Genomic DNA, 1583 nt, shown 5'->3' with positions numbered 1-1583 from the left:
CCGATGAACGGCGGATTGCCGACCACGAAATCCGCTGCGGGCCACTCCGCCTGGCGCGGATTGATAGAGCGTTCCAGCGCGACGCGGGCGGTTTCATCCGGGACCGGTTCGCCGGTGACCGGGTGGGGCTTGGTGGTGCGCCCGTCCCAGCGGGTGATGGTTTGGCCGGCGGCGTCGGTGACGAACTCCACGCGGTCGGCGTCGAGCACGGCGTCGCGGCACTGGATGTTGCGGAAGTCGCGGATCACCGGCTCGGGCGGGTTGACCGCGCCGTGGGTGCGAACGTGCCATTGCAAGTAGCCGATCCACAAGACCATCTCGGCAATGGCGGCGGCGCGCGGGTTGAGCTCCAGACCGAGCAACTGGTGCGGGTCAACGCTGACCCCTTCCATCGCCATCAGCAGTTGCCGCTGACCGAGCGACTCCAGGGTATCGAGCACTTCGCCCTCCAGGCGCTTGAGATGTTCAAGCGTGACATAGAGGAAGTTGCCCGAGCCGCAGGCGGGGTCCAGAACCCGCACATTGGCCAGCCGGACCTGGAAGGCGGCGACGAGCTTGACGGCCTCGTCGGGCTTGCCCTGCTCGTGCAGGCTGAAGGCGGCGCTGTGCACGGCGGTCCATTCGTCGCGCAGGGGCGCGATCACGGTGGGCAGCACCAGGCGTTCGACATAGGAGCGCGGCGTGTAGTGAGCGCCGAGCTGATGGCGCTCCTGGGGGTCGAGGGCGCGCTCCAGCAAGGTGCCGAAGATGGCGGGTTCGACATGGCGCCAGTCGGCGCGGCCGGCGTCGATCAGCAGGTCGAGCTGATCGCGCGCCAGCGGCAGGGCCGGAGCCTGGGCGAAGAGCCCGCCGTTGAAGCGCAGGCAGCGTTCGCGCAGGATCACCGAGAAGGGGGTGCCGGTGTTCATGTCGCGCCACAAATGTTCGGTGAGCGGGACGAATTGCGCGGGCGTGTCGCGCACCGAACGCAGCAGGTCGGTGAAGGCGGCTTTGGGCAGCAGGCCGATGTCCTCCGCGAACAGGGTGAACAGACAGCGGATCAGGAAGGCGGCGGCCAGTTGCGGCGGGTGTCCGGCGGCTTCCAGTGAGCAGGCCAGGCGCGCCAGGCGGGCGGCGATGTCGCGGGTGACGCGGGCGGCGCGGCGGCTGGGGTCGAGTGACAGGGGGTCGAGCCAGACGGCGCGCAGGCGGGCGCGGATGGCGGGGCGGCGCAGGTCTTCCAGGCGGATGCGGTGTGAGCGCGGGTCGGGGTAGGGGATGTAGGCGCCGCCGCTGCGGCTGAATTCGCTGTAGAGCTCGATGCTGCGGCCCACATCGACCACCACCACGAAGGGCGGCCGGCCCTCGGCGGCAGGCAGGCCGCGGGCATACTGCACGGCCTGACCATGGGCGCGCAGCATGGCTTTGTCCCAGCCGGTGGTGTCGAGCGCGAGCCCGGTCTGCTTGCACTCCAGGACATAGCTGGTGCGGCGGTAGAGATCGATGAACCCCTGGCTCTGACTGCCGTCACCGTGCTGGAAGATGACCCGGCGTTCGAAGCAGTAGGCATTGTCCTGGTGATCCTCGCGCGCCGGTTCCGGCTG

The 1583-nt window shown here is 69.4% G+C and carries 1 protein-coding gene; it reads right to left on the bottom strand.

The features are described from left to right. A partial coding sequence (locus tag QZY03_RS14395) for a DNA methyltransferase (RefSeq protein ID WP_367268236.1) occupies positions 1-1583 on the bottom strand: 1583 nt, incomplete at both ends.

It is taken from the genome of uncultured Lamprocystis sp., from assembly GCF_903933125.1.
GTDB lineage: Bacteria > Pseudomonadota > Gammaproteobacteria > Chromatiales > Chromatiaceae > Thiodictyon.
The sequence above is the reverse complement of the archived record's forward strand: the minus strand, read 5'-3'. Positions and strand labels throughout refer to the sequence as shown.